21 protein-coding genes are annotated in these 23,520 nt (G+C 68.1%); 16 read left to right on the forward strand and 5 right to left on the reverse strand.

Annotated features, from left to right (window positions below):
* Nucleotides 1-9: 9 nt before the first annotated feature.
* A complete protein-coding gene (locus ACWFRF_RS05715) occupies nt 10-1,431 on the reverse strand; it encodes a hypothetical protein (protein ID WP_452449156.1) in 1,422 nt (473 codons plus the stop codon).
* A gap of 303 nt (nt 1,432-1,734) precedes the next feature.
* Between ACWFRF_RS05715 and ACWFRF_RS05720 the strand changes: the two genes are divergently transcribed.
* The 3 genes from ACWFRF_RS05720 to ACWFRF_RS05730 all read left to right on the forward strand — a co-directional run bounded on the left by ACWFRF_RS05720 (nt 1,735) and on the right by ACWFRF_RS05730 (nt 5,242).
* Nucleotides 1,735-2,424 (forward strand): cupin domain-containing protein, encoded by a 690-nt coding sequence (locus ACWFRF_RS05720; protein ID WP_449965170.1) that lies wholly within the window; start codon nt 1,735-1,737, stop codon nt 2,422-2,424.
* A gap of 171 nt (nt 2,425-2,595) precedes the next feature.
* Complete coding sequence (locus tag ACWFRF_RS05725) at nt 2,596-3,885, forward strand: serine hydrolase domain-containing protein (RefSeq protein ID WP_387443558.1); 1,290 nt, start codon at nt 2,596-2,598, stop codon at nt 3,883-3,885.
* A gap of 139 nt (nt 3,886-4,024) precedes the next feature.
* Nucleotides 4,025-5,242, forward strand: a complete 1,218-nt coding sequence (locus ACWFRF_RS05730; RefSeq protein WP_452449058.1) for a diguanylate cyclase domain-containing protein — start codon at nt 4,025-4,027, stop codon at nt 5,240-5,242.
* A gap of 1 nt (nt 5,243) precedes the next feature.
* Here ACWFRF_RS05730 and ACWFRF_RS05735 read toward each other — a convergent pair whose 3' ends face one another.
* Nucleotides 5,244-5,864, reverse strand: coding sequence for a TetR/AcrR family transcriptional regulator (locus tag ACWFRF_RS05735; protein ID WP_452449059.1), 621 nt, complete (start codon nt 5,862-5,864; stop codon nt 5,244-5,246).
* Nucleotides 5,865-6,014: 150 nt separating this feature from the next.
* Here ACWFRF_RS05735 and ACWFRF_RS05740 point away from each other — a divergent pair, with 150 nt between their 5' ends.
* The 11 genes from ACWFRF_RS05740 (at nt 6,015) to ACWFRF_RS05790 (ending at nt 18,616) form a co-directional block, all read left to right on the forward strand.
* A complete protein-coding gene (locus ACWFRF_RS05740; protein WP_452449060.1) occupies nt 6,015-7,481 on the forward strand; it encodes a flavin-containing monooxygenase in 1,467 nt (488 codons plus the stop codon).
* Nucleotides 7,478-8,971 carry a flavin-containing monooxygenase gene (locus ACWFRF_RS05745; protein ID WP_452449061.1) on the forward strand — a complete coding sequence of 498 codons (1,494 nt, stop codon included), beginning with the start codon at nt 7,478-7,480 and terminating at the stop codon, nt 8,969-8,971. The genes ACWFRF_RS05740 and ACWFRF_RS05745 overlap by 4 nt, the downstream gene beginning before the upstream one ends.
* Before the next feature lie 89 nt (nt 8,972-9,060).
* Nucleotides 9,061-10,098 (forward strand): lipase family protein, encoded by a 1,038-nt coding sequence (locus tag ACWFRF_RS05750; protein WP_452449062.1) that lies wholly within the window; start codon nt 9,061-9,063, stop codon nt 10,096-10,098.
* Between the two features lie 329 nt (nt 10,099-10,427).
* Nucleotides 10,428-11,798 carry an MFS transporter gene (locus ACWFRF_RS05755; protein ID WP_452449063.1) on the forward strand — a complete coding sequence of 457 codons (1,371 nt, stop codon included), beginning with the start codon at nt 10,428-10,430 and terminating at the stop codon, nt 11,796-11,798.
* A gap of 46 nt (nt 11,799-11,844) precedes the next feature.
* On the forward strand, nt 11,845-12,504 hold the full coding sequence (locus ACWFRF_RS05760; RefSeq protein ID WP_378987621.1) for a response regulator transcription factor: 660 nt from the start codon (nt 11,845-11,847) through the stop codon (nt 12,502-12,504).
* Nucleotides 12,505-12,520: 16 nt separating this feature from the next.
* Nucleotides 12,521-13,969: a sensor histidine kinase gene (locus ACWFRF_RS05765; RefSeq protein ID WP_452449064.1), complete on the forward strand. Its 1,449-nt coding sequence runs from the start codon at nt 12,521-12,523 to the stop codon at nt 13,967-13,969.
* A gap of 14 nt (nt 13,970-13,983) precedes the next feature.
* Nucleotides 13,984-14,892: a TAXI family TRAP transporter solute-binding subunit gene (locus tag ACWFRF_RS05770; RefSeq protein ID WP_452449065.1), complete on the forward strand. Its 909-nt coding sequence runs from the start codon at nt 13,984-13,986 to the stop codon at nt 14,890-14,892.
* 86 nt (nt 14,893-14,978) lie between these two features.
* Nucleotides 14,979-15,995: an ABC transporter substrate-binding protein gene (locus ACWFRF_RS05775; RefSeq protein ID WP_452449066.1), complete on the forward strand. Its 1,017-nt coding sequence runs from the start codon at nt 14,979-14,981 to the stop codon at nt 15,993-15,995.
* Between the two features lie 119 nt (nt 15,996-16,114).
* The gene (locus ACWFRF_RS05780; protein ID WP_452449067.1) at nt 16,115-16,615 is read left to right on the forward strand and encodes a DinB family protein; all 501 of its coding nucleotides are present in this window, start codon (nt 16,115-16,117) and stop codon (nt 16,613-16,615) included.
* A 21-nt stretch (nt 16,616-16,636) separates the two neighbouring features.
* Nucleotides 16,637-17,653: an alpha/beta fold hydrolase gene (locus ACWFRF_RS05785; RefSeq protein WP_452449068.1), complete on the forward strand. Its 1,017-nt coding sequence runs from the start codon at nt 16,637-16,639 to the stop codon at nt 17,651-17,653.
* Between the two features lie 78 nt (nt 17,654-17,731).
* Complete coding sequence (locus ACWFRF_RS05790; RefSeq protein WP_452449070.1) at nt 17,732-18,616, forward strand: alpha/beta fold hydrolase; 885 nt, start codon at nt 17,732-17,734, stop codon at nt 18,614-18,616.
* 55 nt (nt 18,617-18,671) lie between these two features.
* Here the strand turns inward: ACWFRF_RS05790 and ACWFRF_RS05795 are convergent, their stop codons facing one another.
* On the reverse strand, nt 18,672-20,051 hold the full coding sequence (locus ACWFRF_RS05795; RefSeq protein ID WP_452449071.1) for a WS/DGAT/MGAT family O-acyltransferase: 1,380 nt from the start codon (nt 20,049-20,051) through the stop codon (nt 18,672-18,674).
* A gap of 141 nt (nt 20,052-20,192) precedes the next feature.
* Complete coding sequence (locus tag ACWFRF_RS05800; protein WP_378987645.1) at nt 20,193-20,954, reverse strand: 3-hydroxyacyl-CoA dehydrogenase; 762 nt, start codon at nt 20,952-20,954, stop codon at nt 20,193-20,195.
* A 72-nt stretch (nt 20,955-21,026) separates the two neighbouring features.
* Between ACWFRF_RS05800 and ACWFRF_RS05805 the strand changes: the two genes are divergently transcribed.
* Nucleotides 21,027-21,653: a TetR/AcrR family transcriptional regulator gene (locus ACWFRF_RS05805; protein WP_387443532.1), complete on the forward strand. Its 627-nt coding sequence runs from the start codon at nt 21,027-21,029 to the stop codon at nt 21,651-21,653.
* Here the strand turns inward: ACWFRF_RS05805 and ACWFRF_RS05810 are convergent.
* A complete protein-coding gene (locus ACWFRF_RS05810; RefSeq protein WP_452449073.1) occupies nt 21,650-22,612 on the reverse strand; it encodes an oxygenase MpaB family protein in 963 nt (320 codons plus the stop codon). The genes ACWFRF_RS05805 and ACWFRF_RS05810 overlap by 4 nt on opposite strands.
* Before the next feature lie 142 nt (nt 22,613-22,754).
* On the opposite strand from ACWFRF_RS05810, the gene ACWFRF_RS05815 reads away from it, so the two are divergent.
* Nucleotides 22,755-23,414, forward strand: coding sequence for a TetR/AcrR family transcriptional regulator (locus ACWFRF_RS05815; protein WP_387443529.1), 660 nt, complete (start codon nt 22,755-22,757; stop codon nt 23,412-23,414).
* Nucleotides 23,415-23,520 lie beyond the last annotated feature (106 nt).

Raw genomic sequence — 23,520 nt, forward strand, 5'->3', positions numbered from 1 at the left:
TCCCGCCGCTCAGCGAGGTGCGATCCGGAACAACCCGCTCATCGTGCCCTGATAGAGGGTGCGGTCAGGGGCGATGGTGCCGACCATCTGCAGGGTGTTGTGCACGGCGGTGGCCCCGATGACCTTCTCCGTGTCGACGCGTCCGGTAGCGGCGTCGATCACGGTGTAGCGGAAGGTATCGGTCAACCCGGCGCTGCCGGTCGAAATGATGCTGTGGCGCGCGACGGTGTAGATCTTGCCGTCGGCCACCGACAGACGTGGAACCGCCGCGGACAGAACATCATTGGTCCACTTCACCTGGCAGCCGGAACCGCTGACGTCTACGCGGACCATGCCCCCGGTGAACGAAGCATGCGCCGGGTCACTGTCGCCCGCCCCCTCCGGCACCGCGGGATACGGATACCCGTAGGTGCTGGCGACGAAAAGGCTGTTGCCGGAACCGATCGGCGAGTTCTCGGTGCCCTTGACCGTCGGCACCGAGCACACCGGATTGCCGCCGGCGGTGTCGAACACGAGCAGATTTTCCTTCGGCACGGCGTTGTCGGTGATCGCCACGTACTCGGTGCCGCTACCGGGGCCGAAGAAGGTGGGAGTGGCACCGGTCCCCCAGGAGAGCTGACCGGGCTTGCGGGCCGGACCGCGGTCGTAGGCCTGGCGCCACACGATGCGGGGACCGCCGGTCTCGTCGACATCGACCAGGTACAGCGCGTGGGTGGTGGCGATCGAGACGCCCTCGGGCGCGGTGGAAATGCTGTTGGCGACCTTCTCCCCCGGACCGAGCGCGATCGACCGGGCCGCGCCGGTCGCCGGATCGGAGTAACCCGCCACCGCGTTGTCGGTGGCGAACCACACCCGGCCGTCGAAGTCGGGCATCACCGAACTCACAGCGTCGCAGTCGCTACCACCGCAGTGGCCCGTGACGGCTTGCGCTATATCGGTTCTCGTCTCGACGAACAGCTTCCAGTCGTCGCCGTCCTTGCGGTGACCGATCCGTAGCAGCTGACCGCTGCCGTCGACGGTGACCATGCGGTCGTCGCTGTCGAGATAGGCGTACACACCACCGAGGAGGCTGCCCTTGGCCAAATCGAGGGAGGCCAGCGGCTGCCCGCTGCCGGGGTCGAGCAGGAACACCTTCGGGGCCCGGTCGATGATCTTGGTGCACAGCGCCTGCGGAATCCCGTCCGCGCCTTGCAGAATGGTCGGACACGCAGCAGCGAGTTCGCGGAAGTCGCTGTCGATGCTTCCGGTTCCTGGACCCGCGAAAGGCGTGGCGTCGGACGACTCGGCATCCCCGTGCATCGTCGCGGTTCCCGGCGGGCCCAGGTGCGGATTCGCGGGCGGTAGCGAACCGAACTCCGCGGCGGCGGTTCCGGTGGTGACCATGAGCGACACGGTCAGACACAGCGCGGCGGTCGCGGCGATGCGACCCATTCTTGCGAACACGGGCGACTCCCTGATTCCTGCCATCGACGCGCTCGCTCGCCAGAGCGAACCCGCCTCGAAACAAATACTCGAACTCAGCCTTTCGAATACTCGTACAGCTCGCAGAGTAGGGGACCGCAGTCGCGACGGCAAGATCCGTCGGCGACCGTCGCGCACCCCGGTCGGCACCACTGGTTCCGGGTTGCGGGTGCCTCGGTTCCGATCCGCGACCGCCGACTCGAGCGACGCCGGCACCACGAACACAACGTCATTCCACGATCTTGGGGAACACTCGATGTCATGGAACCACTCGTGTCTGACGCGACCGACACCGAACCGATGTTGGTTACCACCCTCGATGCTTGGCGGTCGGGAGGTGATCAGCTGCCCGTCGACGACGACCGGACCGCCTGGGCGGCAGACGACGAGTCGGCGCTTCTGGTTGCCGATGCGCTGGCGCCGACCGCACAGATCCTCGTCGTCACCCCGCGCGCGGCATCGCCGACCGCGGGACATCTGCCCGCCGGGAAGGTGCGGTGGGCCCGGCGCGGCCCGGCAGGCCGCCATACCGAACTGCTGCACCGGCCCTCGACCGCGGAGACCCTCGACCTGCTGCCGCATCCCGAAGGCGGCTGGTTTCGCGAAACTTGGCGCAGTGCGCATACTTTCGCGCCCACTGACTATCCGGGCCCACGCGCCGCGGCGACCGGCATCCTGTTCCTGCTCCCCGAGCACGAACAGTCGATCTGGCATGCGGTGCGCTCCGACGAACTGTGGATGTGGCACCGAGGCGGACCGCTGGAACTCCTGCTGGGCGGCGACAGCGACACTCCCACCACAACCGAGACCGTGATCCTCGGCCCAGCCATCGAGTCGGGGCACCGCGTGCAGCAACTCGTCCCAGCGGGTAATTGGCAGGCGGCCCGGCCGTGCGGTGGTGCGGAGGTACTGGTGAGCTGCGTCGTCGCACCGGGCTTCGATTTCGAGGACTTCCGGAGCTGAACCCACACTCGATCGCCGGAAATGGCGAGCTCTCGGCTCGCCATTCCACTGTTACCGGGTTGCTGATTGATTCCTCGGCGCGCAGGGAGCAGAGTTGCGATACACAGCGCGACATCACCCCTTCGAGCACACGCTGATCGGAGAATCATGGGACACCGGACGAGTTTCGCAGTGTTTGTCGCGACCGCGAGTTTGTTCATTGCCACGGGCTGCGCGACATCGTCGGATTCCGGCGGCGATGCCACCAGCACGTCGGCCGGCGCGCAGGCCGAGCCCGCCTACGCCACCACCCTCAGGCCGGTGATCACCCAGCTCATGAAGGACAACGTCATTCCCGGTGCTGTCGTGGTCGTCAAATCGCCGAAGCAAGGCGATTGGACCGAGACATTCGGCACCCGGGTCATCGGGGCCGACGACCCCATGTCGGTGGACGACTATTTCCGCATCGCCAGCAACACCAAAACCATGACGTCGACCGTCATTCTGCAGTTGGTGCAGGAGGGAAAACTCGCACTCGAGGACCCGATTGCCAAATATTGGCCGGATGTGCCGAACGGCGACGAGATCACCATCGCCCAGCTCTCCGAAATGCGAAGCGGGCTCTACAGTTACACGTTCGACCCACAGTTCAATGCCATGCTCGACAGTGACCCGAACAAGGTGTGGACGCCCGAGGAGTTGCTCGCCATCGCCTTCTCCCATCCGGTCAATTTCGCGCCGGGGGAGAAATTCGACTACAGCAATACCAACATCATCCTGCTCGGCCTGGTCATCGAGAAGATCACGAAGATGACGGCCGCCGAGAATTTCCAGCAGCGGATCTTCGAACCACTCGGCCTGAAGCACACCTCGCTGCCCGCGGCGGCGGACCACTCGATCCCCGATCCGCACCCGCAGGGGTACGCGTTCGGCACCAATGTCTCCACCATCGACACCTTCGCCCTGCCGCCCGAGCAGCAGGCCGCCGCGCTCGCGGGCACGCTGCAACCCAACAACGCGACCGACGAGAGCCCGTCGTGGACGTGGACCGCGGGTGCCGCGATCTCGACGGTCGGTGATGTGGCCACGTACGTGCGGGCACTCGTCGAGGGCGACCTGCTGGACGAGCAGATGCAGCGAGTGCGGATGGACAGCATCCAGCCGATCGATCCGGCCGCCCCCGATGTCGCCGGATACGGTCTCGGCATCGTCCGATTCGGGTTGCATCTGTTCGGACACGACGGTCAGATACCGGGGTACATGACCTTCATGGGCCATGACCCGGAGTCCGACCTCACGATCGTGGTCGCCACGAACCTCGCGACGGTGCCGTCGGGCGAAGGGTCGGCACTGGTGCTGGTCAAGGGCATGCTGCCGACCTTCTACGGCAACGAGGCGGTGCCGGGCAGCCCGGCCGCGCCGAACACCGGCGCGACGACCGCGCCCACCAGCCCTGCTCCACCGACCACCACCGGCCGGTGACGACCCCGCGAGCCCGCCACCCGAACGAATGTCCGCTGCACACGATGACGCCCGGCTGATCCGATGTTCGCATGCGGTGAGGCGATCCTTGCTTTACTGCTCGAAGGAGATATCGGAGTCTACGGAGGTGTCATCGACGGTGCCCGCTCGACGATTCGCCCGGCAATGGGCCGCGCACCTGGCTGCGGTGAACATCCCGGTACACGGCGAAGACGAGCTCGTCGACGTCCTCGAAGATCTCCTGGCCCGAGTGCTGGTCGCGCTGGCCAACCCCGCGTGGGATCCCGCCATCGGCGAAAACCTCGGGATCGCCGTCGCCGATCTCGGTTTCCGCTCCCCCGCTGTCATCGACGCCTCGCTGCCGACCCTGCGTGAGGTCTGCCGGCACGCCGGAGCGCCACCCGAGGTCCTGACGAGCCTGGCCTCGCGATTCGGCCTCGGCGTCGGGCGCAGTCTCACCTCCGAGTCGGTGACCCCGCACGCCGCCGACGGCTTCGAGATCGCGTTCCGCCACGCGTCGGTGGCCATGTCCATCGGCGACGCCCGAGGCCGCATCATCGACGCCAATCCGGCCTTCGAACGCCTGGTGGGGTACTCGCTCGACCAGCTACGGGGACTCGACGGCTTCGACCTGGCCGGCGACACCGCCGACGTCGAGCGCCGGCGCATCTTCGCCGAACTCGCCGGCAACGATTCGGGGGCCGTGCGGTTCGAAAGCGAACAGCCTCGCCCGGACGGGACCACCAGGTGGGTCGGCTGGACGATCACCCAGTGCGTCTCGGCCGACGGCGAACGGGCTTATCTGCTCGGCTTCGGCCAGGACCTCACCGAACAGCACACCGCCGCGCAACGCCTGCACTGGCAGGCCCACCACGACCCGCTCACCGGCCTGACCAACCGGCGCGGCCTGCACACCGAGCTGCACTCGCTCGTCGGCGACGCCCACCCCGGACAGTGCGCGGCGGTGTGCGCACTCGACGTCGACGGGTTCAAAGCGGTCAACGACACCTACGGACATGCCGTGGGCGATCAGATCCTCGTCGAGCTCGCCGAACGCCTGCGGCGATGCTTGAGCACCGATGAGGAGCTGCTCGCTCGCCTCGGCGGGGACGAGTTCATCGTGGTACTCCCCCCGTCCGCGGTCGACCGAGCGCGCAAGACCATCGATCTGCTCCACGCCGCGGTGATCGATCCGTTCGCCCTGCCCGACGGGCCGATATCGGTATCGGTCAGCATCGGCGCGGTGGTGACGCCGCTGACCGGCAGACGCGTTTCCGAACTGCTCGCCGAGGCCGACGACTGCCTCTACCAGGCCAAAGCGCTGGGCAAGAATCGGTGGATTCTGCGCGAGCGGTGAGTCAGCGGGCGATTCCGTCGAACATCAGCCGCTGTATCGCGATACTGAGCTCTCGTTGCTGTTCGGGCGGCCCACTGTCGTCCGCGCTGCCCCGGTCCCCGGCATCTCTGGCGCAGGCGATGACCCCGGCCAGCAGCATGCCCATCACAGCCTGCGCCGTGTGGTCGACATCGAGATCGGCGCGCAGGTACCCGCGTTCGATCCCGTGTTCGAGATAGCCGGCCGTGAGCGCGTTGGCCGAGTCGAGCACGCTGAACATTCGTTTGTTCAATTCGGCGTCGACACCGACCGTCCCGGTGAACAGGAACCGGGGAATGCGCGGGTCGGAGTACAGGATGCCGGTCAGTCCGTCGGCGATGCGGCCGACCTGGGCGCGGTAGTCGTCGAGGGTTTCCGCGGCGGCGGGGGCGTTGTCGGTCGCCAAGGCTTCCAGCACGCGACCGAACAGGTCGTCCACGACGTGGTCGATGATGTCGCGCTTGTTCTGGAAATACCGGTAGAAGGTGCCGTGGCCGATCCCCAGCCGCGTGGCGATGTCGGCGATCGAGGTGTCGTGGTAGCCGCTCGTCGCGAAACAGTCGAAGGCGGCGTCGATGATGTCGCGGCGTGTTTCCTCGCGCATGCGTTCCGCTCGCTGAGCGCGTCTGTCTCCGAGTGCCTCTGGTCCGACCACGCCTGTGATGATAGCCTCCGTCAAAGTTGAGTGACACTTCATTCCGTAAGTAGAATGATGTGTCAGTCCAGGCATGGAGACAGAACAAGGGAGTTCGTCATGCGTGACCCGAAGATCGTCATCATCGGCGCCGGCGTCGCCGGGATCACCGCCGGCGTGATCTTCAAGCAGGCCGGCTTCGAGAACTTCGTGATCGTGGAGAAGGGCTCCGATGTCGGCGGGGTCTGGCATTGGAACCGCTACCCCGGACTGACCTGCGATGTTCCGTCGCAGATCTATCAGTTCGGCTTCGCACCCAAACCCGACTGGTCACAGATCTGGGCCACCGGTGGCGAGATCCAGCGCTACCACCGCGATGTGGTCGAGCAGTTCGGTCTGACCGATCATCTCGCACTGAACAGTGAGGTCACCGAGGCCGTTCACGGCGCCGACGGGTGGACCGTCACCCTCGCGGGCGGCCGAGAGATCACGGCGGACTTCGTCATCGCCGCCACCGGCGTGCTGCACCACCCCTTCACCCCCGATATCCCGGGAATCGACCGGTTCACCGGTGCGGTGGTCCATACCGCCCGGTGGGACGACGCGATCGAGACCGCAGGCAAGCGCATCGCGGTGGTCGGCAGCGGGTCCACCGGCGTTCAGGTGGTCTCCGCGCTGCAACCGCGAGCCGCGAAGTTGACCCAGTTCGCCCGCACACCCCAATGGGTGCTCTGGGCTCCGATGGGTCTGCCCCAGCCGCGACTGCTGGCCGAGCTGCTCGCCGCCGCGCCCGCCGCGCACCAGCGCCTCTACTCCACGCTGTTGTGGAGCTCGGGCATCCTCGCCGATATCGCGTTGAAACCGACATGGCGACGCCGCGCCGCGCAGCAGTTCGCCCGGTGGTCGCTGACCACCCAGGTGCGCGATCCACAGCTACGAGCGGCGTTGACTCCCGACTACGAGCCGTTCTGCAAACGGCAGGTCCTCTCCGGCACCTATCACCGCGCGATCGGCGCCGGCAACGCGGCGTTGGTGACCGACGCGATCAGCGAGATCACCGAAACCGGAATCCGCACCGCCGACGGCACTCACCACGATCTCGACGTGATCGTCTTCGCGACCGGCTTCCACCCACACAACTACATGCGCCCGATGAACCTGCGTGGCCGCGACGGACTGAGCATCGACGAGGCCTGGGCGAAGGGGCCACGCGCCTACCGGATGACCGCGATCCCCGGTTTCCCGAACTTGTTCACCGTGCTCGGCCCGAACTCGCCCACCGGATCGATCTCGCTGCAGTACTCCGCGGAACTGACTGCCCGCTACATCACGCGGTGGCTGAAACGCTTCCGCGACAACGAGTTCGACACCGTAGAGGTGACCGAGGAGGCCACCGTCCGGTTCAACGACTCCGTCGCCGACGCCATGGGCCCGACCGTGTGGAACACCGGTTGCAACTCCTGGTACTTCACCGAGGAAAACACCATCGACCTGTGGCCTTTCGACCGCAAGACGATGACCACCCTGCTCACCGAACCCGACGACCGCGACTACCTGATCGCTCACCAGGATGGAACTCTGTCATGACGACACGACACGTCGACGTACTGATCATCGGTGCCGGCCTCTCCGGCATCGGCACTGCCTGTCAGCTCGTTCGCGAGCGGACCGGCCGCAGCTTCGCGATCATCGAACGTCGCGACAACGTCGGCGGTACCTGGGATCTGTTCAAGTATCCGGGCATCCGGTCCGACTCGGACATGTTGACCTTCGGGTTCGGGTTCCGCCCGTGGATCGGCACCAAGATCCTGGCCGACGGGCCGAGCATCCGGAACTACATCGAAGACACCGCCCGCGAGTACGGCGTGCTGGAGCATATCCACTTCGGCCGCAGAGGAATTCGCGCCTCCTTCGACAGCACCACCGGACTGTGGACGGGCGAAGTCCGCAACGAGCGCACCGGCGAGATCGAGATCTGGTCGGCGAATTTCCTGGTCGGCGCCACCGGCTACTACGACTACGACAAGGGCTATCAGCCGGCGTTCCCCGGGGCCGCGGACTTCACCGGCCAGATCGTGCACCCGCAGCACTGGCCCGAGGACCTCGACTACCAGGGCAAGAAGGTCGTGGTGATCGGTTCGGGTGCCACCGCGATCACCCTGATCCCCGCGATGGCCGACGCCGTCGAGCACATCACCATGCTGCAGCGCTCGCCCACCTACCTCCAGACGCTGCCCTCGAATGATCCCGTCGCGATCACGATGCGCAAAGCCCGTGTGCCGGAGAAGATCGCCTATCGGATCGGTCGTGCCCGCAATATCGCGTTGCAGCGCGCCAGTTTCCAGCTCTCGCGCACCAATCCCGAGCTGGCCAAGAAGGTGTTCTTGAACCAGGTCAGACTGCAAGTGGGCGACAAGATCGACATGCGGCACTTCACGCCCGGTTACAACCCGTGGGATCAGCGTCTGTGCGTGGTGCCCAACGGTGACCTGTTCAAGGCGCTGAAAAGCGGCAAGGCCGATATCGTCACCGACCGCATCGCGAAGTTCACCGAGAAGGGCGTGCTGACCGAGTCGGGCCAGGAGCTCGAGGCCGACATCATCGTCACCGCCACCGGCCTGAACGTGCAGATCGTCGGCGGCGCCGAACTCGTAGTGGACGGCGTACCGGTGGACCCCCACGGTTCGGTGCTCTACAAGGGTGTCCTGATCTCCGGGGTCCCCAATGCCATGATCATTCTCGGCTACACCAACGCGTCGTGGACGCTCAAGGCCGACCTCGCCGCCACCTATTTCTGCCGAGTCCTCAACGCCATGCGCGACGGCGGATACTCCCGGTTCTCGGTGCGAGCGGGTGCCGACGACATCGCCGAAGAGTCCGTGATGGGTGGTGACCTGACCTCCGGCTACATCCAGCGCGGCGACGGTGTCATGCCGCGACAGGGGCGGCGCTCCCCGTGGAAGGTGGTCAACAACTACTACCGCGATCGCGCCCTACTCGGCAAAGGCGAACTCCTCGACGGCGTACTGACGTTCGACCGGATCGCCGCACCCCACGGCACGGGGTTGGTCCGATGATGTCGTGCCGGCGCACAAGGTTTTATCAGCCCCTCCCGGAATCGACCGTGAGCAGAGCCGCCGCCGGGGAAATTCTGCGAATCAGACCGATGACCGCACGGATCGCCCCGGGAATCACGGTGCGGGCCGACGCGTATCGCGTGTTGTACCGTTCCACCGACCTTGCCGGGAAGCCGATCACGGTCTCGGGAGCAATTCTGATTCCCCGCGATATCTCGGGACCGCTGCCACTGGTCGGGTTCGCTCCGGGCACGCAGGGAATGGCACGTTCGGCAGCGGTGTCGCGGCTACTCGAGCGCGGGCTGGAATACGAAGGAGTGTTCATCGCCGCCGCGTTGGCCCGCGGCTGGGTGGTGGCGGTCACGGACTACCCCGGGCTGGGAACCGAGGGAACTCATCCCTATGTGATCGGTCCGGCCAACAGCCGCGCCTTGCTCGACGTCATGCGTGCCGCGCGGTACCTGCTCACCACCCGATCGGCGCAGATCAGCCAGTACGGGATCTACGGCTACTCCGAGGGCGGCAACACCGCTGCCTGGGCCGCGCAGATCCAGTCGCTCTACGCTCCAGATCTGCCGTTGGCCGGTGTCGCTGTCGGCGCGCCACCCGCCGACCTCGCCGAAATGGGTGCGAGCCTCGATCGCACCGCGGGCTTGTTCCTGCTGGTGTACTCGGCGATGGGGCTGGAAGCCAGTTTCGACAACCTGGATCTGCGCCGAAATCTCAACGCCGCGGGCAAGTTCACGCTGCCGGTGATTCGTCGACTGCATCCGCTGGCGCTCGCCGCGGTCGGGTTCGTCATCCCGAAGTCGCGGACCGTCTATCTCCGCACCGACCCGTTCGAGGATCCGGTGTGGCTCGAGCGAATGCGTGAGGTCAGCCTCGGATACCTACCGCCGACAGCGCCGGTGCTCGTCGGGCACGGCCCCCGCGACCGGGTGGTTCCCTACCGACAGACTGAGCTGCTCACCCAGCGGTGGCGCGAACTCGGCGTCGAGGTCAGCGAACATCGGATCCGATTCGGTGGCCACTTCACCGCGGCACCGCAATTCGCCCGGGCCGGATTCGCGTTCCTCGCCGACTGCTTCGCCGAGCAGGACCGGACGGCGACCCCGACCGCCTCCTGAGCGATTCCGCCGGAGTCCGTCGGATGTCGCGGCGCAGCACTGCCGGTGCCGACCGACGCCCGCGCCACCCGGATCGCCGAGATCGTCACCGAGCTCACCGGTGACGCCGCGAAGCAACGCATTCAGTTCTGGCACAACGGAAATGCAGCGCCGGATGACGGATTTCCTCGCCGACGACGGGGCGGGTGCGGTGCTGCTCGATATGGCCGTCATCGGGGATCGTCCTAAGGGAAGGTTAGGAACCGCCCGTGCCGCTTCCGTTCGGCATGTGAGCGCCGACACAGTGGTCTCCGACGGCGCAATGCCGCGCCGATAGAGGAGGGTCCAAGGTGACAACGACACAGGCCGGTGGTGAACGGCGAGTCGTGGCGAACGTGCTGCGCGGCTCGATCGGCAACCTCGTCGAGTGGTACGACTGGTACGTCTACGCCGCGTTCAGCGTGTACTTCGCGAAGGCGTTCTTCCCGGACGGCGACCCCACGGCGCAACTGCTGTCGACGGCGGCGGTATTCGCGGTCGGGTTCATCATGCGCCCGATCGGCGGCTGGGCGCTCGGGCGCTACGCCGACCGGTTCGGCCGACGCGCCGCCCTCACTCTGTCGGTGACGGTGATGGCCGCGGGTTCGCTGATGATCGCGGTGACGCCCGGATTCCAGACCATCGGTATCGCGGCACCGGTGTTGCTGCTCATGGCGCGACTGCTGCAAGGACTGTCGGTCGGCGGTGAATACGCCACCAGCGCAACGTATCTGTCCGAGGTCGCGTCCCCGGGCCGGCGCGGGTTCTACTCGAGCTTCCAGTACGTGACGCTGGTCGCGGGCCAGCTCGTCGCCCTGGGCGTGCAGATCATCCTGCAGCAGATGCTCTCGTCCGAGCAGATGTACAGCTGGGGCTGGCGCATCCCGTTCCTGATCGGTTCCGGTGGCGCGATCGTGGTGATGCTGCTGCGACGCGGCATGGACGAGTCGGACTCGTTCAAGGCGATGGAGAAGACGGCCGACACCGGCAAGGCGGCCGCGAGCAGCTCGCGCGGTTCGCTGCGGGTCCTGCTGCAGTACCCCCGCGAATGCCTGCTGGTAGTCGGCCTGACGCTGGGCGGCACGGTGGCGTTCTACACCTACACGACCTACATGCAGAAGTTCATGATCAATACCTCGGGCATCTCCAAGGACACCGTGGCCTGGATCAACTTCGTCGCGCTCCTGGTCTTCGTGGTGCTCCAGCCGATCGCGGGCGGTCTGTCCGACCGGATCGGCCGCCGCAAACTGCTCATCTTCTTCGGTGTCGCCGGCACGGTGCTGACAGTGCCGATCATGACGGCGCTCGCGCACACCTCCAACCCACTCGCGGCCTTCGGCCTGATGATGACCGCGCTGGTGATCGTCACCGGCTACACCTCGATCAATTCGATCGTGAAGGCCGAGCTGTTCCCCACCAAGATCCGCGCGCTCGGCGTCGGGCTGCCGTACGCGCTGACCGTCGCGATCTTCGGTGGTACCGCGGAGATGATCGCGCTGGCGTTGAAGAAGGCAGGCCTCGAGTCGCTCTACTTCTTCTACGTCGCCGGATGTATCGCGATCTCGCTGATCACCTACTACTTCATGCGGGAGACCTCGGCCGAGTCGACCATCGACGCCGACGACGTCGTCGATGCCGATGCGGTCGAGCCGGAACGGGCGATGGCCGCCGTGCGTGGCTGACCGTCCGGAACACGCGCCGGTCCTGCCGCTATGGGAGGATCGGCGCGTGCGGCTTGCGGTGGTCGAGGACGACGACGGGGTGGGCGACGCCCTGGTAGAGGCGCTCACCGCGCGCGGCTACCGGGCCGAGCGCATGCGCCGTGGCGCCGACCTGCTCATCGCCCACCGCGATTTCGACGCCGTGCTCCTCGACCTCGGGCTGCCCGATGCCGACGGGTTGCAGGTCCTGCGTCAGCTGCGTGAGGTCAGCACGATCCCGGTATTGATCCTGACCGCCCGCAGCGACGAACGCTCCATCGTGCGTGGCTTGCGTGGCGGAGCGGACGACTATGTGGTCAAGCCCCCGCGGATCGCCGAACTGATGGCGCGGCTCGAGACCGTACTGCGCCGGGCCGCGGCCGTCGCCACGCGGGCCAGGACCGAAGTCGTCACCGGTGATGTCCGGGTGGATCTGCATGCGCGGGTTGTCGAGGTGGCCGGTGCTCCGATCGCGCTCACCCAGAAGGAATTCGAGCTCGTCGAGGTTCTGGTGGAACGGCCGGGCGCCGCGGTGAGCAGGCAGCAGCTGATGGACCGCATCTGGGGCGATGCGTTCGTCGCGGTCTCGCGCTCGCTCGATGTCCACATGACCGGGCTGCGCGCCAAACTGAACCGGCCCGGGCTGATCACCACCATTCGCGGCTACGGGTATCGGTGGGGCGAGTGAGTGCTCGAGGACCGGCATGCGCCGCAGACTGCTGATCGCGCTCACCGTCTTCGCGGCGCTCGCGGTGCTGGCCTTCGCGATTCCGCTGTCGCTGACCGCCGCCACCAGCCGAACCCAGGAGCTGGTGCTCGGCCGATCCGGTGACGCCGACCGCTTCGCGACCCTCGCCGACGCGGCGGGGTCGGCCGGCGGGGTGCAGGCACTCGCCGACGAGGTCGGCCGCTATCACGAGCTGTACGGGGAGAACGTGCTGGTCGTGGATGCTCGCGGGGCACCGATCGTCAACGCCGGGGTCGAGGTGAGCGATGTGCGGATCCGGGCCGCGGTGGCCGCGGCTCGCCGCAACCAGCGACCGCAGCAGGTGGATCGGCTGACGCCGTGGAGCGCCCCGGTCATGCTCATCGCCCGGCCCGTCGGCACGGGCGTGCAGGTCAACGGGGCCGTCGTGATCGAGGCGTCGACCGCCGCGGCGCGCGCGACGATCGCCCGGGTGTGGGCGGTGATCGCGGTGGGCGCGCTCGGCGCGATGGTGGTCTTCGTGCTGTTGGCACTGGTCCTGAGCCGATGGGTGCTGCGCCCGCTGGCCGCGATGTCGGACGCGGTCGCCGAACTCACCGCGACACTGCCGAAACCACGCGGCCGCGCCCCGATCACCAGAAATTACGGTGGCCCACCGGAGGTCCGTGATCTCGCCGAATCCGTCGACGCCATGGCCACCGCCGTCGCCGATTCCGCCGACGCGCAACACCAGCTCGTCGCCGATACCGCGCATGCCATGCGAAACCCGCTCGCCGCCTTGATGATTCGTCTCGACTCGCTGGAGTACGCGGTCCCCGGCCAGGCGTCGGCGACTTTCCGCGGTGCGACCGCGGAAGTGGAACGGCTGACCGCGCTCCTCGACGATCTGCTGGAGCTGGCCGTGGCACAAGCACCCGCGTCCTTCGGCACTGCGGCATCCACCGACGAGCGGTGCGATCCGGCACAGGTCGTGGCCGACCGAATCGACGCATGGGGGTCGGCGTTCGACGACGCGGGGATGCGGTTGACCACGGCACGCCGACCCGACGGATCGGTCAGCCCTGCGCCGCCGGACGGCGGTGAGGATTCCGGCAGCCACAGCGCGGCGGCGATCAGCTCGGCGGCGCTGGCCCAGATTCTCGATGTGGCACTGAGCAATTCGTGCCGGTACGCGGGATCCGGCGCGCACACGGTCGTCGGGGTGAGCGACGAACCGGGCTGGGTGAGGGTCCAGGTCGCCGACGACGGGCCGGGCGTCGCGCCGGACGAACTCGACAAACTCACGGCGCGGTTCTTCCGCGGTTCCGCCGCGGCCGCGGGCGGAACGGGGCTGGGGCTGTCGATCGCGCAGGCACTGGCCACGGCGTGGGGCGCGAGGTTGACGGTCGAGGCGGTGCACCCGCACGGGCTCGCCGTGACGGTCCGGATACCCGAGGTGGCGCGATGAGTGGTGGATCGCCGATGTCACGTCGCCGAATGTTGGCCTTGGCCGCACTTGTGTCGGCGGGCGTGGCCGGGTGCGGCACGAACGACCGGACAACGGTGCGGCTGGCCTCGGGCGAGGACGGGGGCTTCTACTACGCCTTCGGGCGACTGCTGGCCGCCGCGGCCGCTGACGACACCGACACTCTCCGCATCGAACCGGTGGAAACCGCTGGGTCGCAACAGAATCTGCGGATGGTCGCCGACGGCGACGTCGACACCGCACTGGCGCTGGCGGATTCGGCGAGCGATTTCGGCGGGCGTGTGGTGGCGCTCGGTCGCGTCTACGAGAACTATCTCCAGCTGGCGGTCCGCACCGGCGATCCGATCAACGAGGTCGCCGACCTGCGCGGACGCCGAGTCAATCTCGGTGCCGCGGGCTCGGGCGCCGCGGTCACCGGTCAGCGACTGCTGACAACCGCCGGGCTGGATCCGAGCGTCGACGTCGTGGTCGAGCATCGACCGCTGCGCGAGGCCGCGCAACGTTTGACCGACGGCGACATCGACGCGTTGCTGTGGGCCGGTGGCGTGCCCACCGCCGCACTCGCCGTGCCCGATCCCCTGCGCCTGATCGACCTCGGCGCCCTCGCCGCTCCCCTGCGCGAGCGATACGGCCCCGTCTACGACCGGGTCGCCATTCCCGCCGACGCCTATCCGGGTAGCCCGGCGGTGCACACGATCGGCGTCGCCAACCTTCTCCTGGCCGCCGCGACCCTGCCCGACGAGACAGCGGCCGCCATCGTCGACCTGCTGGTCCGCCACGCGGACGCGCTCGTCCCCGCCGAGGCCGCGGGCACCCAGTTCCTCGACGGCCGATTCCTGATCGGCACCGGGACGGTCCCGCTGCACCCGGGCGCCGTCGAGGTCTACCGCCGCTGGCACGGCTGAATCCGCCAGTCAATAGTAAGGTTTGCCTTACCTTATTGAGTATGGTCTAGTGATCGCGAACCGATAGCCACGTGCGGAGGAGAATCGTGATCGCGAACCAGGATCGACCCGACCGTGCCCTCACCCGGCGCCGATTCTTCGCGGTAGCGGGGGCGGTCGGGGTGAGCGCGAGTCTTGCGGCCTGCGGGGCCAACGCCGACAACGGACGCGACAGCACCGGGAGCTGGCAGTTTCCCGATGGCCGTGGCGGCACCGTGCGGACGGAGGGGACGCCGCGCCGGGTGGTCGCCTTCACCGGCTCGGCGGGCGCGCTGGTCGATTACGGGGTACGCGAGCCCATCGTGGGCATTTTCGGCGAGGCGCATGCCCGCGACATGCTGGGCGACCTCGATCCGAACTCGGTGACCGTCGTCGGTGACGCCTGGGGGCAGTTCGACATCGAGAAGTACGCGACGCTCGAGCCCGATCTGCTCGTCACCGATTCCTATGTGCCGGGCCGACTCTGGTATGTCCCCGACGACAACCTGTCCAAGATCGAGTCGGCGAACCCGAATGTGGTCGCCGTGCAGATCGCCGGTCAGCGGCTCCCCGACATCATCGCGCGCTATCGCGACCTGGCCGCGGCGCTCGGCGCCGAGACCGCCACCCCGGCGGTCGCGGCCGCGGAGCAGCGCTTCGCCGCCGCGTCCCAGGCGGTGCGCGACGCCGTCGCGGCGCGCCCCGGCTTGCGCGTGCTCGCCGCCTCGGCAACCCCCGAACTCTTCTACGCCTCCGACCCGCGCGCCTCGGCCGATCTGAGCTACTTCACCGAACTCGGGGTCGAATTCGTCGTTCCCGACCAGGTCGATCCCGGCGGCTACTTCCAATCGCTGAGCTGGGAGACGGCCGACCGCTATCGCGCCGACCTGATCCTGCTCGACGACCGAACCTCCGGCCTGCAGCCGGCCGCGCTCGCCGACCGGCCGGTCTGGCGCAGCCTGCCCGCGGTGCTGGCCGGCCAGGTCGCGCCCTGGTCGCCGATCTTCCGCTTCTCCCATGCCGCCACCGCTCCCCTGCTGGAACGCCTGGCGACCACGATCCGGGACGCGCAGCGAGTCCGCTGACCGACCTTTTTGCCGAACCCGCAATTTCGCGTGCCAGATCGTGGTGGCCTCAGCGAAACTGGGCGCGCCTGCTCATCCACCGCAGCGCCTGACGTTCGCGACGAAGGAAGGTGACCACCGTGCCCAGCACACCGCGTCGCGCCCGCCGCCGAGACACCCCGCCCCCACGGACGGGAAGCGAGGAGATCGAGGTCCTGCGCGGATTCCTCGATTATCTGCGGACTTCGATCGTCGCGAAGGTGGACGGCGCGCCCGAACCTCGAGTACGCACGGCAGCGGTGGCATCGGGCACCAATCTGCTCGGCCTGCTCGAGCACCTCACCTTCGTCGAACGCTCGATGTTCCTCGGGGACACCGTGACCGACTGGCAGGCGACCTTCCACGCCCCGGCGTCTGCCACTGTGACCGACGTCGTCGCCCGCTACCGGGCCGCGGTCGAGCAAGCGAACGAGATACTCGACGGCTGCACCGATCTCGGTGCCCCGCTGCCTCGACCACGACCGGGACGCCGCGCTCCCAGCGTGCGCTGGGCACTCGCCCACATGATCGAGGAAACCGGGCGCCACGCAGGCCACGCCGACATCCTCCGCGAACTGATCGACGGCGCCACCGGCCGCTGATCTCACCCGGACAAGGAACAGATGATCTCCACCTCCCGACCACACAGCGTCGGTCGATCCGCCTGCGCGGCAGCGGCTTTCGCGCTCGCATTCCTGCTCACGATGTGTGCCGCAGCCTGTTCCCCGGCCGCCTCCGACATCGCACCCCACGCCGCCGCGACGGCGGGCGACCCCGTGTTCGACAAGACATTCCGGCACGAGTTCGCCGACGTCGACGGTGTCCGGATGCACTATGTGACCGGCGGCAGCGGCACACCGGTGGTGCTGATCCACGGGTGGCCGCAGACCTGGTACGGCTGGTGGCCGATCATGCCCGCCCTCGCCGAGAACCACACCGTCTACGCCGTCGACCTGCCCGGGCTCGGTGACAGCACCGGTTCACCGACCGCCTACGACAAGGCCACGCTGGCGCGGTACGTGCACACCCTCATCGCCGACCGGCTCGGCGTGCGGGATGCGCGCGTGGTCGGACACGACTTCGGCGCCGCCGTCGCCTTCGCGTACGCCGCCCAGTTCCCCGCCGATACCGACCGCCTCGGCTACCTCGATCTCCCGCTGCCCGGGCCCGCGATCGACGCACCGACCTACCGCACACTGAGCTGGCACATCGCGTTGCACTCCCAGCGGCGAGTACCCGAAGCTGTTGTCGGCGACAACGTTCGCGAGTACCTGGCGCTGTTCTACCCGCAGGTCTCCTTCGGCGGCACGGCGTTCGGCGGCACCTCGGATCGGTCCCCGTTCACCGACGCCGAGGTCGACGAGTTCGCCCGCACCTACCGCAAGCCCGAGGCTCTCGCGGGCGGCTTCGAGCTCTACCGCGCCCTCGACCAGGACGTCCGCGACACGGTGGCGACCGCGCCGACTCCAGTCCCGACTCTGCTCATGACCGCCGAGGGGCAGCTCGAGGCGATCCGCGCCACCGTTTCCCCGCGCCTGAGCAACATCGTGCGGGCGGTCGACGTGCCGCACGCCGGACATTGGCTCGTCGAGGAGAACCCTCGATTCGTCACCGAGGAACTCCAGAGCTTCCTCGCCTGACACTGCCGTGCCGACACTGTCGCCTCGATATGCCATCATGAACTGTAACGAGTTCTAGAAATGCCCGAGGAGGCCACCGTGGGTGCTGCGCGATCGGTGCGGACAGGGCCGTTCGTCGTGCCCGCCGTGGACGAGATCCCCGGTGGGCGGATGCTCGACCTTCCCGGACGTGGCCGGACCTATGTCGTCGACCTCCCCGGACCACCCGGCGCACCGGTGCTGATCCTGCTGCACGGCACTGCGTGCACGGCGGCACTGAACTGGTTTCCCGCATTGGAGTCGCTGAGCGCCCACTATCGCGTGGTGCTGTTCGATCAGCGCTGGCACGGGCGCGGGATCCAGTCGGCCCAGTTCCGGATCGACGACTGCGCCGACGATGTGGTCGCGGTCGCCGACGCGCTGGGTCTGGATCGCTTTGTCTGCGTCGGCTATTCGCTCGGCGGTATCGTCTCGCTGCTCACGGCACGCCGGTACCCGGACCGGGTGGCGGGACTGGTCCTGTGCGCGACTCCGTATCGCTTCCAGGAGAAGTGGCGCGAGCGGGCGTTCCATCGCGGTTTCGCTTCCGTCGCCGAGGCACTGGGCGACTATCCGTATCGCCGCGCCCGGCGGTTCACGCGGGCCCTGCCGGATCTGCCGCCCGCCTTGGTGCCGGGGCAGCTCCGCCGCTGGGCGGTGGCCGAATTCCGCAGTACGAGTGGCTGGGCGCTAGCCCCCGTGCTGGCCGAGATCGGGACCTTCGACGCCACCGAGTGGCTACCCGAGCTGCGGATGCCGACCGCGGTGGTCATCACGACCAGAGACCGGGCGATCCCGGTGTACCGCCAGATCGAACTCGCGGCCGCCGTCCCGGGGTCGAGTATTCATCCGCTCGCGGCGGGTCACGCGGCGTGCGCCGTCGCGCCGGACCGGTTCGTCGCGGCGCTGACCGACGCGTGCCGGGCAGTGGCGGCACGGCTGTAGGTGACGACCCTGTTCGACGCCGGTGGCGAACAGGGCGATCGGCCCGAGCGGGTGATCAGCCCTTGGCTCGCGCCGCGGCGAGCAGGTCTTCGATCACGGCGGGCACGGCTTCGGCCAGTGCGTCGACATCGGGAACCAGGTCGCGGCAGGCGATGAAGCCGAAATCGAGATCGCCGCAGTTCGACAGCACGGTGACGGTGAGCCCGGCACCGTGGAAGACCGGACCGAACGGAAACATCCCGTCCACCCGGACGCCGAGGAAGTACAGCGGCATCGGCGGGCCCGGCACATTCGAGACCACCAGGTTGTGCACCACCGGGTGCCGTTCGGCCAGCTTCAGCGACGAGTACACGCGCGAGGCGAGCCGAAACGTGTTGGGCGGGGCGTACTTCGACCAGTCCTGCAGGAAGTCGGCGCCGATCATGTCGTGTTCGGCCTTGGCTTCGCGGTTCGCGACGGCCAGCACCCGCAGCCGCTCGACCGGATCGGCGACATCGGTGCCGAGGCGACAGAACAGCGTCGAGACCTTGTTGATCCCCTCGGTGTGCCGGGTGGATTCGTGCACCGAGACCGGCACCGACGCGATCAGGGAGCGATCGGGCAGCTCGCCTCGTTCTTCCAGGTAGCGGCGCAGCACGCCGCCGACGACGGCCAGCACCACATCGTTGACCTTCACCCCGAACGCGGCCTTGATCTCCTTGATCGCGCCGAGGTCGGTCTTGGTGAACGAGACCGACCGCGCCGCGGTGACGGCCTGGTTGAACGGGGTGCGTGGCGCGGAGAACGGAAGTTCCATCCCCGCTTGATTGTTGCGGCGCCGCCGGGCGAAGCCCGCGACCATCCCGAGGGTCTTGGGGACCATGCCGAGCATGCCGGCCCTGGCGGGCAAGCGGACCGCGGCCCGCGCCGCCAGTTCCAGATCGCCGGGCACCGGTTCCGGTTGCCACGGCTCGGGTTCCGGGCGGCTGGTCCCCGGCTCCAGATCGCACAGGTGCATCATCATGTTCGTGCCGGTGATGCCGTCGACGGCCGAGTGATGGTACTTGCAGACGACGGCCACCTTGCCGTCGTCGAGACCTTCCACCACCGACATCTCCCACAGCGGCCGATTCCGGTCCATCGGGCGACTGGCGATGGCGCCGATCAGCGCGGCCAGACCGCCCGTCGCCGGCAATTCCACGCGCCGGATGTGGTTGTCGATGTCGAAGTCGGCGTCGTCGACCCACAGCGGATGATCGAGGTTGAACGGCACCGAGTGGATTCGGCGGCGCATATGCGGGATGAGGGGCAACCGCTTGCGGAGCTCGTCGCGGAGGTCGCCGAAGGAGTAGGGCCCGTCGGCCGGGTCGAGGATCAGCAGTGCGCAGACGTGGAGATGCTGGGTGTCGGTCTCCAGATAGAGGAAACTGGCATCCAGTCCGGTGAGTTGTTCCATAGCAGAAGCCTACTAGAACACGTTCTAGTTTTGCCGTCACCCGTGCCGAATTTTGACGACGATCACAAGTGGTACGCCGGTGCCGACAACACCTCCGACCGGGCTGCACGCCCGGCCGGATGTGTTGTCGCACAGATCAACTCAGCGCGGCGCCATCCGGATGGCGCCGTCGAGGCGAATGGTCTCGCCGTTGAGCATCGGGTTCTCCACGATGTGGCGGGCCAACGCGGCGAACTCGGTGGGCTGCCCCAGGCGCGAGGGGTGCGGCACCTGCGCGCCGAGGGACTGCAGCGCCTCCTCGGGCAGCGTCTCGAACAGCGGCGTGCGGAACAGGCCGGGCGCGATCGTGACGACGCGGATCTTGAAGCTCGCCAGGTCACGTGCGATCGGCAGGGTCAGGCCGACGATGCCACCCTTGGACGCGGCGTAGGCGGCCTGGCCGATCTGGCCGTCGTAGGCGGCGACGGAGGCGGTGTTGATGATGACGCCGCGCTCCTCACCGACCGGGTCGGTGCCCGACATGCGCTCGGCGGCCAGCCGGATCACGTTGAACGTGCCGACGAGGTTGACGTTGATCACCTTGGTGAAATCGGCGAGCGGGAACGCGCCCTTCTTGCCGACCGTCTTGATCGCGTTGCCGATACCGGCGCAGTTCACGGCGATCCGCAGCGGCGCCAGCGACTCGGCGACGTCGAGGGCCGCGGCCACCGCCGATTCGTCGGTCACGTCCGCGGCCGCGAACGCCGCGCCCTCGCCCAGTTCCTTGGCGATGGCCGCACCGTTGGACGAGGGGAGGTCGACGATGACGACCTTGGCACCCTTGGCGTGCAGTTCCTGCACGGTCGCCAAGCCGAGACCCGACGCACCGCCGGTGACGATCGCGGACGAGTTGACGAAATCCATACTGTTTCTCCTGTTTTCGGTGAGGTCTCCCTGAATATTGACACACTTCGCCAAAACTGTTTGGCTTTCGCGGTGACCCAGCCAGCTCCCCGCCGCCCCGGCCGCCCCTCCGTGCTGGACACCAGGGCCGTGTCGGTCGGCGCACTGCGCTTGTGGACCGACCGCGGTTTCGCCACCACCAGCTGGAGCGATCTCGCCGAGGCCACCGGAATCAGCACGCGCACCCTGCTGCGACACTTCTCGTCCCGAGCCGAGATCGCCTGGATCGGGGTCGCGCCCGCGACGGAGCGGCTACGAGACGCGCTCGCCGGCGCCGCACCCGAGGAGCCGCCCGCGGTGGTCGTGCGGTCCGCGATCGTCGAGTCGGTGTCGCGCGATCCGCAGATCCAGGAGCTGGCGCCGGACTGGCTGCGGCTGATCTCCTCCGAACCCGAGCTGGCCGCGACCGCTCCCCGGATCTACCGCCCGTGGATCGATACGCTGTCGGACTACCTCGCCGGTCGACTGCCCGGCTCCCCCGCTCCCATCTGCCGGGCCATCGCCACCGCGTACCAGTCCGCCACCTTCGCCGCGCTGATCGAGTGGGCCGAGTCCGGCGCGCAGGGCGACTGCGCGGACTCGGTCGACCGGATGCTGCGCTGGATGGATCCGCACCTGCCGGGCTCCGCGCCGGACCGAGCGCCACTCGATCGCGGCTAGGCTCGCACGCGCCGCCGCGATCGGGCCTCGCCGGTCTCCGGTGCGAACGAGGTGAGGCCGATCTCCCGGTATCGCCCGGCCAGGCGTTCGTACTTGCGCCGATTGCGGGCCATCGGGGAGTCGGTGACCGCGGCCGGGAGCCGGGTGTAGGCGACGCGCAGAACGGTCGTGAGGATTCGGAAGTGCCGGTCGTGGCGAGCGGTCCAGGTGATCGGCATCTTGGCGCGCACCTCGGGGTGCATGATCCCGCAGCCGAGAACCATCGCAATATAGCCGAACGTGGGCGCGCTCACCCACCAGAACGGGGCGGTGACGGCGGGCAGGAAGTCCGGGCGCGGTGCACGGCGAACCGTTGTGGTGGCCGCCTCCAGCGCCGGGGTCGCGCGCAGTTCGGTGATCATCTGGTCGTAGTGGACGGCCAGGTCCGCGTAGTTCGCGATCGGCTGCGAGTTACCCGGCAGGTGCAGGCCGCGCGTTTTGGTGCGGTAGTGGTCCCAGATGGCCTGGTCGGCGGCCGGCGACGGGGTGTCGCCGGTCAATGCGAGGTAGGCGCCGCGCTGGACGAAGAAAGTCGAGTAGAGGATCCAGTTCCAGGCGTGCGGGTTGAGCGCCGAATAGCGTTCACCGTCCGGGCCGACGCCTTTGACGTCGCGATGCAGGAGCATGAGCCGCTGCGACTCGGCGTCCCGGTCGGCGTCTTCGCCGTGATAGATCAGCTGGTCGGCCGCCGCGGTGCGCACTGCCCGCGCCCACGGCTGATATCGCGCCCGGCCGGTGGCCTCGAGCGCGGCCGAGACGGGGGGCAGCATCGGCTGGTCGAACAGGCCGACCCCGAACAAACCGAACAGCACCGAGCCGCCGACACGTTCGAATCGTGCGACGGCGCTGTGGGATTCGCGCGAGGACGCCGGGCTGACGTCGACCGAGCGGGTTTCCTGATGTGGCACAGGACAGGTCATCGGTGAACTCCTTTGTTCCGCCGACAGTTCTGGTGCTGGACGACACCATAAACTAGTCTGGTGTCAGAGTGCACCAGAATTGAGGGAGGGTCAAGAGTTCCGGGTGGACTATTCTGGCGCCCGAGGTAGAGGAAGGGCGGCCATGCGCAACGACACCGACGACGCGGCGACATCACGCGTCTACGGCGGTGTAGCCGCGGACGAACGCCGGTCCCGCCGTCGTGGCGCGCTGTTCGACGCCGCGCTCGACCTGCTCGCCGAGGGCGGAGCGCCCGCGGTCACCAAACGGGCCGTCTGCGTGCGAGCCCGGCTCAACGATCGCTACTTCTACGAGCAGTTCACCGACCGCGACGCCCTGCTCACCGCGCTGGTCGAGGAGCACACCGCCCTCGGCATCGCCGCGGTGGTCACCGCCACCCACGACGCCGACCCCGACGTCCACAGCCAGGTGCGCGCGGCGGCGGACGCCGCGCTGGGCTTCCTGCTCGCCGACCCCCGCCGATCGGCCCTGCTGCTCAATGCGCAGAGCACCGAGGCACTGCAGGCCGCGCGACTGACCACCCAGCACGCGATCGCGCGCGCGATGTCGGCGGTGGGTCGCGAGATCCTCGCCGAACCCGCCGATCCGCTCGACGCCGACATGACCGCCTACAGCGTGGTCAGCGGCGCACTGGAGCTGGTCGCGGCCTGGATGCGCGGCGAATTCGACACCACCCGGGAACATCTCACCGACCTCATCGCCCGGCTGCTGCTCAGCTCCGACAGCACGCAGCACGTCACCGCGACGAAGTCGGCGCAATAGCGCGAGCCGCCCAGGCACGAAAGTCTCCCACTCCCCGGTCGTCCAGTGGTGTCGCCGGAGCTCGGCGTGGGACGCTCAGAGATCGAGACTGTCGATCGAGGAGGCC

The organism is Nocardia sp. NPDC055165, assembly GCF_053606985.1.

Bases quoted from the DNA above. Each gene is read 5' to 3' on its own strand.
- ACWFRF_RS05715 (WP_452449156.1), bottom strand. From the start codon at position 1,431: ATGGGTCGCATCGCCGCGACCGCCGCGCTGTGTCTGACCGTGTCGCTC.
- ACWFRF_RS05735 (WP_452449059.1), bottom strand. From the start codon at position 5,864: ATGCGCGAGGAAACACGCCGCGACATCATCGACGCCGCCTTCGACTGT.
- ACWFRF_RS05740 (WP_452449060.1), top strand. From the start codon at position 6,015: ATGCGTGACCCGAAGATCGTCATCATCGGCGCCGGCGTCGCCGGGATC.
- ACWFRF_RS05745 (WP_452449061.1), top strand. From the start codon at position 7,478: ATGACGACACGACACGTCGACGTACTGATCATCGGTGCCGGCCTCTCC.
- ACWFRF_RS05750 (WP_452449062.1), top strand. From the start codon at position 9,061: ATGACCGCACGGATCGCCCCGGGAATCACGGTGCGGGCCGACGCGTAT.
- ACWFRF_RS05765 (WP_452449064.1), top strand. From the start codon at position 12,521: ATGCGCCGCAGACTGCTGATCGCGCTCACCGTCTTCGCGGCGCTCGCG.
- ACWFRF_RS05770 (WP_452449065.1), top strand. From the start codon at position 13,984: ATGTCACGTCGCCGAATGTTGGCCTTGGCCGCACTTGTGTCGGCGGGC.
- ACWFRF_RS05785 (WP_452449068.1), top strand. From the start codon at position 16,637: ATGATCTCCACCTCCCGACCACACAGCGTCGGTCGATCCGCCTGCGCG.
- ACWFRF_RS05795 (WP_452449071.1), bottom strand. From the start codon at position 20,051: ATGGAACAACTCACCGGACTGGATGCCAGTTTCCTCTATCTGGAGACC.
- ACWFRF_RS05800 (WP_378987645.1), bottom strand. From the start codon at position 20,954: ATGGATTTCGTCAACTCGTCCGCGATCGTCACCGGCGGTGCGTCGGGT.
- ACWFRF_RS05810 (WP_452449073.1), bottom strand. From the start codon at position 22,612: ATGACCTGTCCTGTGCCACATCAGGAAACCCGCTCGGTCGACGTCAGC.
- ACWFRF_RS05815 (WP_387443529.1), top strand. From the start codon at position 22,755: ATGCGCAACGACACCGACGACGCGGCGACATCACGCGTCTACGGCGGT.